Source organism: Azospirillum brasilense, from assembly GCF_022023855.1.
GTDB classification, from domain to species: Bacteria; Pseudomonadota; Alphaproteobacteria; order Azospirillales; family Azospirillaceae; genus Azospirillum; species Azospirillum brasilense_F.
In genome coordinates, this window is sequence record NZ_CP059449.1 from 629,857 (window position 1) to 642,352 (window position 12,496).

The following is a 12,496-nucleotide window of genomic DNA, read 5'->3' on the forward strand; positions in this document are numbered from 1 at the left end:
GGCCGGCGCTTTTTGTCATTCCCCGGTCTGCAGCAACGCCCCGCGCACCCGCGCCTGATGGAAGGAATAGAGGAAAGCCGCCGTGCACAGCCCCATGAACAGCGCGTTCAGCCCCACCGCCCAGGCCAGATGGTCCCAGCGCATCGTGCCGTCGAATAGGATGGCGCGCATGCCCTCGAAGACGTGGCTGGAGGGCAGCGACAGCGCCACCCATTGCAGCCAGCCCGGCAGGACGCTGACCGGGTAGTAGACGGCGCTCACCGGGGCCAGCATGAACACGACGATCCAGGCCAGCCCTTCCGCCCCCATGCCGTAGCGCAGGATCAGCGCCACGATGACCAGCCCCAGCGACCAGCCGAAGACGATCAGGTTGGCGAAGAAGCCGGCCAGCGGCAGCCCGAGGTCGAACAGCGAATAGCCGAACAGTGGAATCGCCAGCAGCGCCGCCGGCACCACGCCGATGACCGTGCGGATCAGGCTCATCCCGAACAGCGCCGCGACCCATTCGCCGGGGCGCAGCGGGCTGACGAACAGGTGGCCGAGGTTGCGCGACCACATCTCCTCCAGGAAGGACACCGACACGCCGAGCTGGCCGCGGAACAGCACGTCCCACAGCAGCACCGCGCTGACCAGCACCCCGGCCCCCTGCGCCACCCAGGCGCTGGAGGTCGCCATGAACTGGTTGATGTAGCCCCACAGGATCATCTGCATGGTCGGCCAGTAGGCCAGTTCCAGGAAGCGCGGCCAGGAGCCGCGCAGCAGATACCAGTAGCGCAGCACCATCGCCCCGACCCGGCGGAGGGAGAAGGCGGGGTTGGCGTGAACCATCGCAGCGGCGTCACTCGGCAGCATCGGCGGCCTCCCGCCGGGAGTCCCGACTGGCGTCTTCTCCATTGGCGCGGTCGCGGGCAATGTCGAGGAACACGTCCTCCAGCGAGGTCCGGCCATAGCGTGCCAGCAGCCCCGCCGGCGACCCGCGGTCGACGATCCGCCCCTGGCGCATCATCAGCACGTCGTCGCACATCCGCTCCACCTCCAGCATGTTGTGGGAGGCGAGCAGGATGGTGGCACCGGACTCCATGCGGTAGCGCTCCAGATAGGTGCGGATCCAGTCCGCCGTGTCAGGGTCGAGCGAGGCGGTCGGCTCGTCCAGCAGCAGAAGCTCCGGCCGGTTGAGCAGCGCCTTGGCCAGCGCCACCCGCGTCTTCTGGCCGGCCGACAGCCCGCCGGAGGGGCGCTCCAGAAAGCGGGTCAGCTCCAGATGCTCGGCCAGCTCCTCCACCCGCCGCTTCACTCCCTTCAGGCCATAGAGGTGGCCGTAGACGGTCAGGTTCTCCCGCACGGTCAGCCGGTGCGGCAGCTCCACATAGGGCGAGGAGAAGTTCATGCGGGGCAGCGCCGCGTGGCGATGGCGCACCATGTCCATCCCCAGCACCTCCACCGTGCCGGAGGTCGGCAGCAGCAGCCCGAGCAGCATGGAGATGGTCGTCGTCTTGCCGGCCCCGTTGCCGCCGAGAAGCCCAGTGACCGACCCCGCCGCAACGGTGAAGGAGATGCCGTCCACGGCGGTGACCTCGCCGGACCGGGCGGTGCCGTAGCGTTTGGTCAGATTCACGGCCCGGATGGCGTGCTGTTTTGCGCATTGATCCATAGGCGGAGAATATGGCCGCTTGGCGCGCAAACGCCAGAGTGGCAAAACAGCACCCAGCCATTCGATGTGACGCCGCGGGAAGAGCGGCCTTGCCGGAAAGTCCGTCCCCATGACCGTCGGTTCCGCAACCGCCGCCGCCTCCCTTCGCCACGCCATGAGCCAGGCCGGCCGGCCGGGTCCGGCCCAGTGGACCAACCTGGACGGACGCGTCACGCTGCGCACCCTGATCCTGATCCGCTGGATCGCCGTGATCGGGCAACTCGCCACCGTGGCGACGGTGCAGCTCGTCATGGGCTTCCCGCTGCCGCTGGGGCCTGTGCTGGCGGCCATCGGGGCCTCGGTCCTGCTGAACCTCGTCGCGATGGCCCAGCGCGGCGGGCGGCTGCGGCTGGCCGACCGGGACGCCGCGCTCTATCTCGGCTACGACATGCTGCAGCTCACGCTGCTGCTCTATCTGACCGGCGGCCTCGCCAACCCCTTCGCCATCCTGCTGCTCGCCCCGATGACCGTGGCCGCGGCGATCCTGTCGCGCTACAGCGTGGTTCTGCTGACCGGGCTCAACCTCGTCTGCCTGACCGTGCTGGCGATGTGGCACTTCCCGCTGCCCTGGCCGGAGCCGATGCCATCCGTCGCCCCGCTCTACGCCTTCGGTATCTGGCTGTCGCTGTCGGTGTCGGCCGGCTTCATCAGCGGCTACGTCTTCCGTGTGGCCGAGGAGGCGCGGCGCTTCGCCAACGCCCTGTCGGCCTCGCAGGTGGCGCTGGCGCGCGAGCAGCGGCTGTCCTCGCTGGGCGCCCTGGCCGCCGCCGCGGCGCACGAGCTGGGGTCGCCGCTCGGCACCATCGCGGTGGTGGCGAAGGAGCTTCTGCACGACATGCCGCCGGACAGCCCCTACACCGAGGACGTCTCCCTGCTGCAAAGCCAGGTGATGCGCTGCCGCGAGATCCTGGCGGAGCTGGCCCGCAAGCCCGAGGCCGACGGCGGCGACCCGTTCGAACGGCTGCCCCTGACCGCGCTGGTGGAGGCGGCGGGCGCGCCGCACCGGCTGGGCCATATCCAGTTCACGGTCGAGCGCAGCGACGGCTCCGTGGGGGAGGAGCCGATCGTCCGCCGCAGCCCGGAGATCATCCATGGCCTGGGCAACTTCATCCAGAACGCCCACCAGTTCGCCGATGGGCGGGTGACGGTCGCCGCCTCCTGGGATGCCCGGTCCGCGACGGTGGTGGTGATGGACGACGGACCGGGCTATCCCGCCCATCTGCTGAGCCGCATCGGCGAGCCCTACCTGTCCGCAAGAAGCGAGCGGTCGGGCCATATGGGGCTGGGAATCTTTATTGCACAAACGCTGCTAGAGAAAACGGGTGCCCTTGTAGCCTTTAGCAATAACCGTAGCGGCGGCGCGCGAGTTGTCGTACGTTGGGACCGTGGTGTCTTAGAACCAGAGGACTAGTGGTGGATAGCGCGATGACCACGGACGAGAGTCCAACGGGCGAAACCGCCAAGCTGACGTTCACGGGTGACGTTACCCGCAGCCTCCTCATCGTCGACGACGACGCGCCGTTCCGAACCCGCCTCGCGCGCGCCATGGAAAAGCGCGGTTTCAACGTGGTGGCCGTGGACAGCGTGCATCTCGGCATCGACGTCGCCCAGGAATCGGCGCCGGCCTTCGCGGTGGTCGACCTGCGGCTGGCCGACGGCAGCGGCCTGGACGTGGTCAAGACCCTGCGCGACGCCCGCCCCGACGCCCGCATCGTCATGCTGACCGGCTATGGCAACATCGCCACGGCGGTGGCCGCGGTGAAGGCCGGCGCGGTGGACTATCTGCCGAAGCCGGCGGACGCCGACGCCGTGGAATCCGCCCTGCTGGCCGACGGCCGCCCGCTGCCCTCCCCGCCGGAAAACCCGATGTCCGCCGACCGCGTGCGGTGGGAGCACATCCAGCGCGTGTTCGAACAGTGCGACCGCAACGTCTCCGAAACCGCCCGCCGGCTGAAGATGCACCGCCGCACCCTGCAGCGCATCCTGAACAAGCACGCCCCTCGGGGGTGACGCCCCCCTCGCTGGACCGTAAACGAAAAGAGGCCCCTGTCCTTGCGGAGAGGGGCCTTTTTCTTTGCCGCGCGGCGGCTCACTTCCTGACGGAACAGGTCCTGACACCGAACAGGGTGTAGGCCGGGCAGAAGCCGACCACCGCGGTCAGCAGCGGGACGAGGCCGATCCAGCCCCAGGGGGTCTGCGGGCCGACGAAGACGAGGGCGATCAGGACGAGGCCGACGATGGCGCGCAGCGCGCGGTCGATGGTGCCGACGTTGACGGGCATGGTTGCACCTTATGGAGCGGTGTGGGCGGTTTGTGCGCCCATCCAAGCCCCTTTCCGCCCTCCGGTCTGTGACTCCGTCACACGCCGTCCGTGCGCTCCAGCGCCAGCAGCGCGTCGGGATCGCGCACCGCGACGCGGCCGCGCGACAGCTCCACCAAGCCGCGCCGCTCGAACTCCTTCAACTGGCGGCTGACCACCTCGCGCGCCGTGCCCAGCTCGACCGCCAGCGTCTGGTGGGTGGTGTCCAGCCCGCCGCGCGCGTCGCGGTGATCGACCAGGAAACGGGCCAGCCGCAGGTCGATGCGCCCGAAGGCCACCTCCTCCACCAGCATCATCATGCCGAGCAGCCGCGTGCCGAAGGAGGCGAACACGAAATCGCGGAACACTGCGGAGCGCGCCAGCAGTTCATGGAAGGCGCCGGCCCCAAGCGCGATGGCCTCCAGATCGGTCTCCGCCACCCCTTCGGCGCTGTAGTCGGCGCGCGTCATCAGGCAGGCGGTGGTCAGGATGCAGGTCTCGCCCGCCCCGACGCGGTAGAGGACGATCTCCCGCCCGGTCTCGGCGGTCATCTGGACCCGCACCGTGCCGTCCAGCAGCATGAGAAAATTGTGGCACAGGCTGCCGATGCGGAACAGCACCGTACCGCGCGGCACCGCCATCCGCGCCCCCTGTGCGCGCAGAAGGGCTCGCGCGTCGGGTTCCAGGGCGGACAGCGCCGGGAACGCGCCCGCCCAGTCGGCGTCAATCTTTCCAACATGTTGCGGCAGCATGCCCGGTCCCCTTCGATCGACCATGACCATTATCCGCGAAGGGGCTTCCCCGGTCCACCCAAAGGACCGGTCCACCCAATGGCGTCTCCGGGGAGGGTACCCAATGAGCGTGTCTTCCCCACCATATGCCCTCCGGGCAGCATGAAACGGCCGGACGGTCGATGGCGTTCTAGGCAATCGTAACGCCCCGAACGGGGTGCCGTTCGGCATGCGAGGAGGAACCCGCTTTGGCCACCCAGGACATTCAGGATCAACCCCAGCGGCGGCAGGCGGCACCGGTTTCGGCACCGGTCTCGTTCGACCTGTCGACCGCGGCGGCCAGCGCGGTGCGCCGCACCACCGGCATGCTGCTGCGCCACAAGCTGCTGATCGGGACGGTGATCGTGCTGGGGACGGGCATCGCGGGTCTCGTCGCCCTGCGCATGACGCCGCTCTACACCGCCCAGACCCTGATCATGGTGGAGCACCGCAAGAACCAAGTGATGAACTACCAGGAGGTCGTCTCCGGCCTCTCGACCGAGCTGGGCGCCCTGCAGAGCGAGGTGGCGATCCTGAAATCCCCCGCCTTTGCGGAGAAGGTGGTGGACAAGCTCGGCCTGATGAACGATCCGGAGTTCAACGCGGCGCTGCGGCCCGAGCAGACCAACTGGTTCTACTACCTGAACCCGAAGAACCTGGTGCCGGACTCCTGGTGGAACAGCGCCCGCGGCGACCGACCCGAGATCGCGCTGAGCCCGGAGGAGAAGACGGCCAACGAGCGGACCTCGGTCGTCAACAGCTTCATTGAAAATCTGGCGGTGCGCCCGCAGGGCCGGTCCTACGTCATCGCCGTGGATTTCGACAGCGAGGACCCGCGCAAGGCCTCGCTCATCGCCAACACCATTGGCGAGATGTACCTCGTCGACCAGCTCGACGAGAAGTTCAAGGCGGCCAAGCGCGCCACGGCTTGGCTGGAGGAGCGCATCACCGAGCTGCGCCGCGAGGCCAAGACGACCGGCGAGGCGGCGGAGAAGTACCGCGCCGAGAGTGGCCTGACCAACGCCAACGGCGAAACCACCCTGATCGCCCAGCAGCTGGCCGAGCTGAACACCAGCTACGTCCTGGCCCGCACCAAGCGGCAGGAGGCGGAGGCCAAGCTGCGCGAGGTGACCACCCTGGCGCAGAGCCCGCGCGGCGTGTCGGCCATCGGCGACGTGCTCGGCTCCCCCCTGATCCAGGCGCTGCGCCAGCAGGAGGTCGAGCTTCAGCGCAAGATCGCCGACGCCGCCAACAAGTACGGCGCCCGCCATCCGACGCTGACCGCGCTGCAGAGCGAGCTGCGCGACCTGCAGGGCCAGATCAAGGCCGACGTGGGCCGCATCGTCCAGAACCTGAGCAACGAGGTGGAGGTCGAGCGGGGACGCGAGGCCGCCCTGAAGACCAACCTCGACCAGCTCCAGGCCCAGCGCAACCAGCAGCAGGAATCCAACGTGACCCTGCGCACGCTGGAGCGCGACGCCGAGACCTCGCAGACCATGTACGAGGCGATGCTGACGCGCTTCCAGGAGATCGCCGGCCAGACCGAGATCCAGCAGCCCGACGCCCGCATCGTGTCGGAGGCGGCGATCCCCCTGAACCCGTCGCAGCCCAACAAGAAGATGATCGTCCTGCTGGCCCTGGTCGCCTCGGCCACGCTCGGCGTGCTGCTGGCGATGCTGCGCGAGCAGTCGGAGCGCGGTTTCCGCAGCCCGCACCAATTCGAATCGGCAACCGGCGTGCGCTCGCTGGGCATCGTCCCGGCCATCGGGCGCCGCCGCCGCGGCACGTCGCCCGCTGCCTACGCTATCGACAAGCCGATGTCGGCCTTCGCCGAGGCGATGCAGAACCTGCGCACCACGCTGCTGCTCGCCAACCCGGACGGCCACCAGCGGGTGATCCTGTTCAGCTCCTCCGTCCCCGGCGAGGGCAAGAGTTCGATCGCCGCGGCCTTCGCACGGATCTGCGCCAACGCCGGCCAGAAGACGATCATCCTGGACTGCGACATGCGCCGCAAGGGGCTGCACCCGATGCTGGGGCTGGAGAACCGGCACGGCCTGTACGAGGTGCTGTCCGGCGAATGCGCGCCGAACGAGGTGATCCAGACCGACCCGCGCACCGGCCTGCATTTCATCGCGTCGGGCCGCGGCTCCGCCCTGCCGCAGGACATGCTGGGCTCCAGCCGGATGCACCAGCTCATCTCGCGGCTGGCGCTCGAATATGACCGGGTGATCCTGGACAGCCCGCCAGTGCTGGCGGTGTCGGAGGGCAAGCTGCTGGCGGCGCTGGCCGACCAGACGGTCTTCATCGTGCATTGGGGCAAGACCAAGCGGGAGACCGCCATGGCCGGGCTGAAGGAGATCGTCGAGGCGGGCGGCGAGGTCGTCGGCGTCCTGTTCTCGCAGGTCGATATCCGCCGCCACGCCCAGTACGAGTTCCCGGACAGCGGGCGCTACCACGGCTACCGCCGCTACTACGCGAACTGACGGCGGCGTTTGAGAAAAGCGACGGTTTCGGGCCCCCCCAACCCTCCCCCGCTTCGCAGGGGAGCGCTTCATCTCCTCCCCCTGCAAAGCGGGGGGAGGTCGGGAGGGGGGCTCCGACACGACACGCCCACACACCCGAAAAGACCCAATGACCGCCGGACGACGCATATTCCTGAACATCCGCGCGCTGGGGCTGGCCCGCGTAGCCACGCTGCTGAGCGGGCTGATCACCACGGCCTGGACTGCGCGCGCGCTCGGGCCGGACGGCTTCGGCGTGCTGGGCTTCGGTACCTCCATGCTCGCCTACGCCGCGCTGTTCGTGAATCTGGGCCTCTCCACCTACGCAGTGCGCGAGATCGCCCGCGACCGGGAAAAGGCCACCGATTTGGCGGACCATGTGCTGACGCTGCGGATGCTGCTGGCCGTACTGGTCGGCGGGCTCTACGCCCTGTTCGTGCTCCAGCTCGACAAGACGGCGCTGGTCAAGGCGGTGCTGCTGGTCCAGGCGGTGCAGCTGCTGGGCAACGCGCTGTTGCTCGACTTCGTCTATCAGGCGACGGAGCGGATGAGCGTCATCGCGGTGCGCGAGATCGGCACGTCGCTCGGCAACATGGTCGCCGTGCTGGCGCTGGTGCGCGGGCCGGACGATCTGGCCGTCGCCGCCGGCATCACCGCCATCTCCTTTGTCATCAACGCCGCCCTGATGCTGGCCCGCTTCAGCCGCGATTTCCGGATGCCGCGGCCACGGGTGAACCTCGCCAAGTGGCGGGACATCCTGAAGACCTCCGCCCCGATGGCGGTCAGCGTCTTCGCCTGGGCCCTGTTCTCGCACCTGGATCTGGTGATGCTGGGCTTCATGGCCCCGCAGACGGAGGTCGGCTGGTACGCCGCGGTGACCAAACTGCTGGTGCTGTCGCTGACCGCGGGGAACATCATCCTCAGCGCTTTCATGCCGCAGCTCGCCGCCGCCTATGGCGACCGCGAGGCGATGCAGGCGCGGATGCGCGACTACGCCGCGACCATCCTGTCCATCGGCGCGCTGATCGCGGCGGGCGGCTTCACCCTGGCGCCGGCCATCCTGGGCACCGTCTTCGGCCCGGCCTACGCACCGGCCGCCGACACGCTGCGGCTGCTGATGATCGCGGTCGCCATCGTCCACATCAATCTGACGATGGGCAACCCGCTGCTCGTCTGGCACCGGCAGACCGGATACATGACCGCCATCCTGATCGGCGGCCTGACCAACGCGGCGCTGAACCTGATCCTGATCCCGCGCTACGGGATCGAGGGCTCCGCCGCCGCCACTATCGTCGCGGAGTTGACCGCCATGGCCGGACTCGCCTGGCTGCACCGGCGCGAGGTGGGGCAGCTCTATCTCGGAATCGCCGCGCGGGCGGTACTGTGCGCAGCACTCGCCATGGCGGCCACCATGGGGCTGACCCACGCGCTGCCCGACCTGATGGCCCCCGCGCACCCGCTGCCCGCGCTGCTGATCGGCGGCAGCGTGCTGGTCGCGGTCTATGCGCTGGCGGCGCTGCTGACCGGGCTGGTGCGTCCGTCGCGGCTGCGCCGGCTGATCGTGGCGGCGGCATGACCCGCCCGCCTCATCCCGAATCCCGCGGGACGCCGACCGGACGCACCCTTGCCGCCGGTCCGGGGTACCACGAACAAAACAATGCCCGATCAACGGCATAGCCAGTTCACGCCACCACGAATGGCCGGAACAATGCCGCGTTGCAAGACGTTCGGATTGCGCATGGCGCGGGTGGCGGATGGCGGCGCCTTTGGATGCATGCTCCAATCACTAAGCAGGATCGAAAGACTATGCTCCCAAAGTCCTTTCCCGACCGGAACGTCTGCGTGCTCGGTCTCGGCTATGTCGGGCTGACGCTGGGCGTGGCCATGGCGGACGCGGGGTTCCAGGTGCACGGCGTGGAGGTCCGGGACGAGGTGCTGGACAAGCTGGCCCACGGCGTCCCCCATTTCCATGAGCCGGGCCTCGCCGAGAAGCTGCGCCATGTGATGGAGCGCGGGCGCTTCACCTTCGGCCGCACGCCGGACGGGTGCCGGGACTGCACCGTCTTCATCATCACCGTCGGCACCCCGCTGGACCGCGACGGCCGCGTGCGCACCGACATGATCGAGGCGGCGACCCGTCAGGTGGCCGACCGCATCCACGACGGCGACCTCGTCATCCTGCGCTCCACCGTGAAGCTGGGGACGACCCGCGAGGTGGTGGCGCCGATCCTGCGCCGCACCGGCAAGCGCTTCGACATCGCCTTCTGCCCCGAGCGCACGCTGGAGGGGCAGGCGCTGGTCGAGCTGAACCAGCTTCCCCAGATCATCGGCGCGGAAAGCGTCGAGGTGGCGGCCCGCGCCTCCCAGATCTTCGGCATGCTGACCCCGACGACGGTCAAGGTCTCGACGCTGGAGACGGCGGAGATGATCAAGCTGGTGGACAACACCTACCGCGACGTCACCTTCGCCTTCGCCAACGAGATCGCCCGGCTGTGCAACGCCATGGAGGTGTCGGCGCTGGAGGTGTCGCGGGCGGGCAAGCTGGGCTACCCGCGCACGCAGCTTCCGCTGCCCGGCCCGGTCGGCGGCCCCTGCCTGGAGAAGGACCCGCACATCCTGATCGAATCCGCCCGCGGGTTCGGGGTGGACATGGACATCACCGCCGCCGGGCGCCGGATCAACGAAAGCCAGCCGGTCGAGGTGTCGCACTTCCTGGAGCGGCTGACCGGTTCCATGCAGGGCTTCCCGCAGGAGCCGACCATCAGCCTGATGGGCCTCGCCTTCAAGGGCCGTCCGGCGACCGATGATTTGCGCGGCACCATGGCGAAGCCGCTGTTCGAGGAGCTGCGCACCCGCTTCCCCAAGGCGCGCTGGCGCGGCTTCGACGCGGTGGTGGCGGCGGACGACATCCGTGGCTTCGGGCTGGAACCGGCCAACAGCATGGCCGAGGCGGTGGAGGGCGCCAACCTCGCCGTCATCCTGAACAACCACCCGGTCTTCACCTCCATGCCGCTGCCCGATCTGGCGCGCCGCATGGACCGGCCGGGGGTCATCTACGACTTCTGGAACAACTTCAACAGCCGCGAAGTGGACCTGCCCGAGGGCACGGCCTATGTGGCGCTGGGCAGCCACGGCGCCGCCCGCTTCGCCCATGTCGCTTGAAGAAATGTCGCCTGAAGGAACGTCGCCTGAAGGAACGTCGCTTGAAGAAGCGTCCCCTGACGCTGTCGCCTAAGGAAAGAACAATGCCGAAACATTATCTCGTGACCGGGGGCAGCGGCTTCATCGGCGCCGCCCTGGTCCGCCGGCTGGTGCGCGACGGGCACCGCGTCCGCGTGCTCGACGACAACTCCCGCGGCCACCCGCGCCGGCTCGGCGACGCTGTGGACGCGGTCGAATTCGTGTCCGGCGACATCCGCGACCCTGTCGCGGTGGATCGGGCTGTGCGCGGCGTCGATGGCGTTCTGCATCTGGCCGCCGTCAACGGCACCAAGCACTTCTACGAGAAGCCGGAGGTGGTGCTGGACGTCGGCGTGCGCGGCATGCTGAACGTGCTGGACGCCTGCCGGTCGAACGGGGTGGGCGATCTCGTCGTCGCCTCCTCCTCCGAGGCCTACCAGACCCCGCCGATGGTGCCGACCCCGGAGGACATCCCGCTGGTCGTGCCGGACGTGCTGAACCCGCGCTACAGCTACGGCGGGTCGAAGCTGATCTCGGAGCTTCTGGCCGTCAACTGGGGCCGCACCGGCTTCGACCGCGTCGCCATCTTCCGCCCGCACAACGTGTACGGCCCCGACATGGGGTGGGAGCATGTGGTGCCAGAGTTCGTGCGCCGCGCCGTGGCCGCCATCGACCGCAGCCCGGAGGTTCTTGTGCCCTTCCCTATCCAGGGCGACGGCACCCAGACCCGCGCCTTCGTCCACATCGACGACGCGGTGGACGGCATCATGACGGTGATCGAGCGCGGGGAACACCTCGGCATCTACCACGTCGGCAACCCGGAGGAAATCTCCATCGCCGAACTCGCCCGGCAGATCGTCGCCGCGCTGGGGCGGGTGGCGGACATCCAGATCGGACCGCCCGCCCCCGGCGGCACCCAGCGGCGCAGCCCCGACATCGCCCGCCTTTCCGCGCTCGGCTACACGCCGCGCATCCCGCTGAAGGACGGTCTGCCCGGCGTGGTGGACTGGTACGCCGCCCGCAGCCGCGACGGCGACGCCCCGATCGCCAGCGCCGCCGAATAAGGGACACGAGACTCATGGAGCGAAACAGCCGCATCTTCGTCGCGGGGCACCGCGGCCTCGTCGGGTCGGCCATCGTCCGCCGTCTGGTGGAGGGCGGCTACGACGACCTCGTGCTGCGCGGCCGCGACGAGCTGGACCTGACCGACCAGGCCGCGGTGCGCGCCTTCTTCGACCGGGAGAAGATCGACTACGTGATCCTGGCCGCGGCCAAGGTCGGCGGCATCCTGGCGAACGAGCGCTTCGGCGCCGATTTCATCCGCGACAACCTGCTGATCCAGACCAACGTCATCGACGCGGCTTGGCGCGCGGGGGTGAGGAAGCTGCTGTTCCTCGGCTCCTCCTGCCTCTACCCGAAGTTCGCGGAGCAGCCTCTGAAGGAGGAGGCGCTGCTGACCGGCCCGCCGGAGCCGACCAACAAGCCCTATGCCATCGCCAAGATCGCCGGAATCACCCAGTGCCAGGCCTACCGGCGGCAGTACGGCTTCAACGCCATCTGCGCCATGCCGTCGAACCTCTACGGCCCCGGCGACCATTTCGACCCGGAGGGCTCCCACGCCATCCCCGGCATGATCCGGCGCTTCCACGACGCGAAGATGGAGCAGGCGCCCAGCGTCACCCTGTGGGGCACCGGCACGCCGCGGCGCGAGTTCCTCTATGTGGACGACATGGCCGACGCCTGCCTGCATCTGATGGAACGCTACGACGGGGAGGACATCATCAACGTCGGCCCCGGCGAGGACATCGCCATCGGCGATCTGGCGCGGCTGATCCGCGGGGTGGTCGGCTACGAGGGCGCCCTTACCCAGGATCTCAGCAAGCCGGACGGCCACCCGCGCAAGCTGATGGACGTGTCGCGCCTGTTCGCCACCGGCTGGCGGCCCAAAGTCGGGCTGGAGGAGGGGCTGAGCCGCACCTACGCGTGGTTCCTGGAGAACGCCGCCCCGCCGGTCCCCCAGGCGACCACCGCCACTGGCGAAGCCGCGGAGTGATTG

General features: G+C 69.0%; 11 protein-coding genes. 7 read left to right on the plus strand and 4 right to left on the minus strand.

Translation table 11 applies throughout. From position 1 onward, the window contains the following. Positions 1-15: 15 nt before the first annotated feature. Both H1Q64_RS02995 and H1Q64_RS03000 read right to left on the minus strand, forming a co-directional pair. Positions 16-852, minus strand: coding sequence for an ABC transporter permease (locus H1Q64_RS02995; protein ID WP_237904317.1), 837 nt, complete (start codon positions 850-852; stop codon positions 16-18). Further along, positions 839-1,651 carry an ABC transporter ATP-binding protein gene (locus tag H1Q64_RS03000; protein ID WP_237904318.1) on the minus strand — a complete coding sequence of 271 codons (813 nt, stop codon included), beginning with the start codon at positions 1,649-1,651 and terminating at the stop codon, positions 839-841. Before H1Q64_RS03000 ends, H1Q64_RS02995 begins: the two co-directional genes overlap by 14 nt. 109 nt (positions 1,652-1,760) lie before the next feature. On the opposite strand from H1Q64_RS03000, the gene H1Q64_RS03005 reads away from it, so the two are divergent. Both H1Q64_RS03005 and H1Q64_RS03010 read left to right on the plus strand, forming a co-directional pair. Further along, positions 1,761-3,101 carry an ActS/PrrB/RegB family redox-sensitive histidine kinase gene (locus tag H1Q64_RS03005; RefSeq protein WP_237904319.1) on the plus strand — a complete coding sequence of 447 codons (1,341 nt, stop codon included), beginning with the start codon at positions 1,761-1,763 and terminating at the stop codon, positions 3,099-3,101. Positions 3,102-3,115: 14 nt separating this feature from the next. Continuing rightward, positions 3,116-3,700, plus strand: a complete 585-nt coding sequence (locus tag H1Q64_RS03010; RefSeq protein WP_237904320.1) for an ActR/PrrA/RegA family redox response regulator transcription factor — start codon at positions 3,116-3,118, stop codon at positions 3,698-3,700. 79 nt (positions 3,701-3,779) lie between these two features. Here the strand turns inward: H1Q64_RS03010 and H1Q64_RS03015 are convergent, their stop codons facing one another. After that, positions 3,780-3,971 (minus strand): YgaP family membrane protein, encoded by a 192-nt coding sequence (locus tag H1Q64_RS03015; RefSeq protein ID WP_145625410.1) that lies wholly within the window; start codon positions 3,969-3,971, stop codon positions 3,780-3,782. Positions 3,972-4,048: 77 nt separating this feature from the next. Then, positions 4,049-4,741 carry a Crp/Fnr family transcriptional regulator gene (locus H1Q64_RS03020; protein ID WP_237904321.1) on the minus strand — a complete coding sequence of 231 codons (693 nt, stop codon included), beginning with the start codon at positions 4,739-4,741 and terminating at the stop codon, positions 4,049-4,051. Between the two features lie 227 nt (positions 4,742-4,968). On the opposite strand from H1Q64_RS03020, the gene H1Q64_RS03025 reads away from it, so the two are divergent. The 5 genes from H1Q64_RS03025 (at position 4,969) to H1Q64_RS03045 (ending at position 12,493) form a co-directional block, all read left to right on the plus strand. After that, positions 4,969-7,242: a GNVR domain-containing protein gene (locus tag H1Q64_RS03025; protein WP_237904322.1), complete on the plus strand. Its 2,274-nt coding sequence runs from the start codon at positions 4,969-4,971 to the stop codon at positions 7,240-7,242. A gap of 148 nt (positions 7,243-7,390) precedes the next feature. Then, on the plus strand, positions 7,391-8,836 hold the full coding sequence (locus H1Q64_RS03030) for a flippase (RefSeq protein WP_237904323.1): 1,446 nt from the start codon (positions 7,391-7,393) through the stop codon (positions 8,834-8,836). 230 nt (positions 8,837-9,066) lie between these two features. Then, the gene (locus H1Q64_RS03035; RefSeq protein ID WP_237904324.1) at positions 9,067-10,422 is read left to right on the plus strand and encodes a nucleotide sugar dehydrogenase; all 1,356 of its coding nucleotides are present in this window, start codon (positions 9,067-9,069) and stop codon (positions 10,420-10,422) included. Between the two features lie 83 nt (positions 10,423-10,505). Beyond that, positions 10,506-11,504 (plus strand): NAD-dependent epimerase/dehydratase family protein, encoded by a 999-nt coding sequence (locus H1Q64_RS03040; RefSeq protein ID WP_237904325.1) that lies wholly within the window; start codon positions 10,506-10,508, stop codon positions 11,502-11,504. 14 nt (positions 11,505-11,518) lie between these two features. Further along, a complete protein-coding gene (locus H1Q64_RS03045) occupies positions 11,519-12,493 on the plus strand; it encodes a GDP-L-fucose synthase family protein (RefSeq protein WP_237904326.1) in 975 nt (324 codons plus the stop codon). Positions 12,494-12,496 lie beyond the last annotated feature (3 nt).

Excerpts from the sequence above, each read along its gene's own strand:
- H1Q64_RS02995 (WP_237904317.1), bottom strand. The coding sequence starts at position 852 with ATGCTGCCGAGTGACGCCGCTGCGATGGTTCACGCCAACCCCGCCTTC.
- H1Q64_RS03000 (WP_237904318.1), bottom strand. The coding sequence starts at position 1,651 with ATGGATCAATGCGCAAAACAGCACGCCATCCGGGCCGTGAATCTGACC.
- H1Q64_RS03005 (WP_237904319.1), top strand. The coding sequence starts at position 1,761 with ATGACCGTCGGTTCCGCAACCGCCGCCGCCTCCCTTCGCCACGCCATG.
- H1Q64_RS03010 (WP_237904320.1), top strand. The coding sequence starts at position 3,116 with ATGACCACGGACGAGAGTCCAACGGGCGAAACCGCCAAGCTGACGTTC.
- H1Q64_RS03015 (WP_145625410.1), bottom strand. The coding sequence starts at position 3,971 with ATGCCCGTCAACGTCGGCACCATCGACCGCGCGCTGCGCGCCATCGTC.
- H1Q64_RS03020 (WP_237904321.1), bottom strand. The coding sequence starts at position 4,741 with ATGCTGCCGCAACATGTTGGAAAGATTGACGCCGACTGGGCGGGCGCG.
- H1Q64_RS03030 (WP_237904323.1), top strand. The coding sequence starts at position 7,391 with ATGACCGCCGGACGACGCATATTCCTGAACATCCGCGCGCTGGGGCTG.
- H1Q64_RS03035 (WP_237904324.1), top strand. The coding sequence starts at position 9,067 with ATGCTCCCAAAGTCCTTTCCCGACCGGAACGTCTGCGTGCTCGGTCTC.
- H1Q64_RS03040 (WP_237904325.1), top strand. The coding sequence starts at position 10,506 with ATGCCGAAACATTATCTCGTGACCGGGGGCAGCGGCTTCATCGGCGCC.
- H1Q64_RS03045 (WP_237904326.1), top strand. The coding sequence starts at position 11,519 with ATGGAGCGAAACAGCCGCATCTTCGTCGCGGGGCACCGCGGCCTCGTC.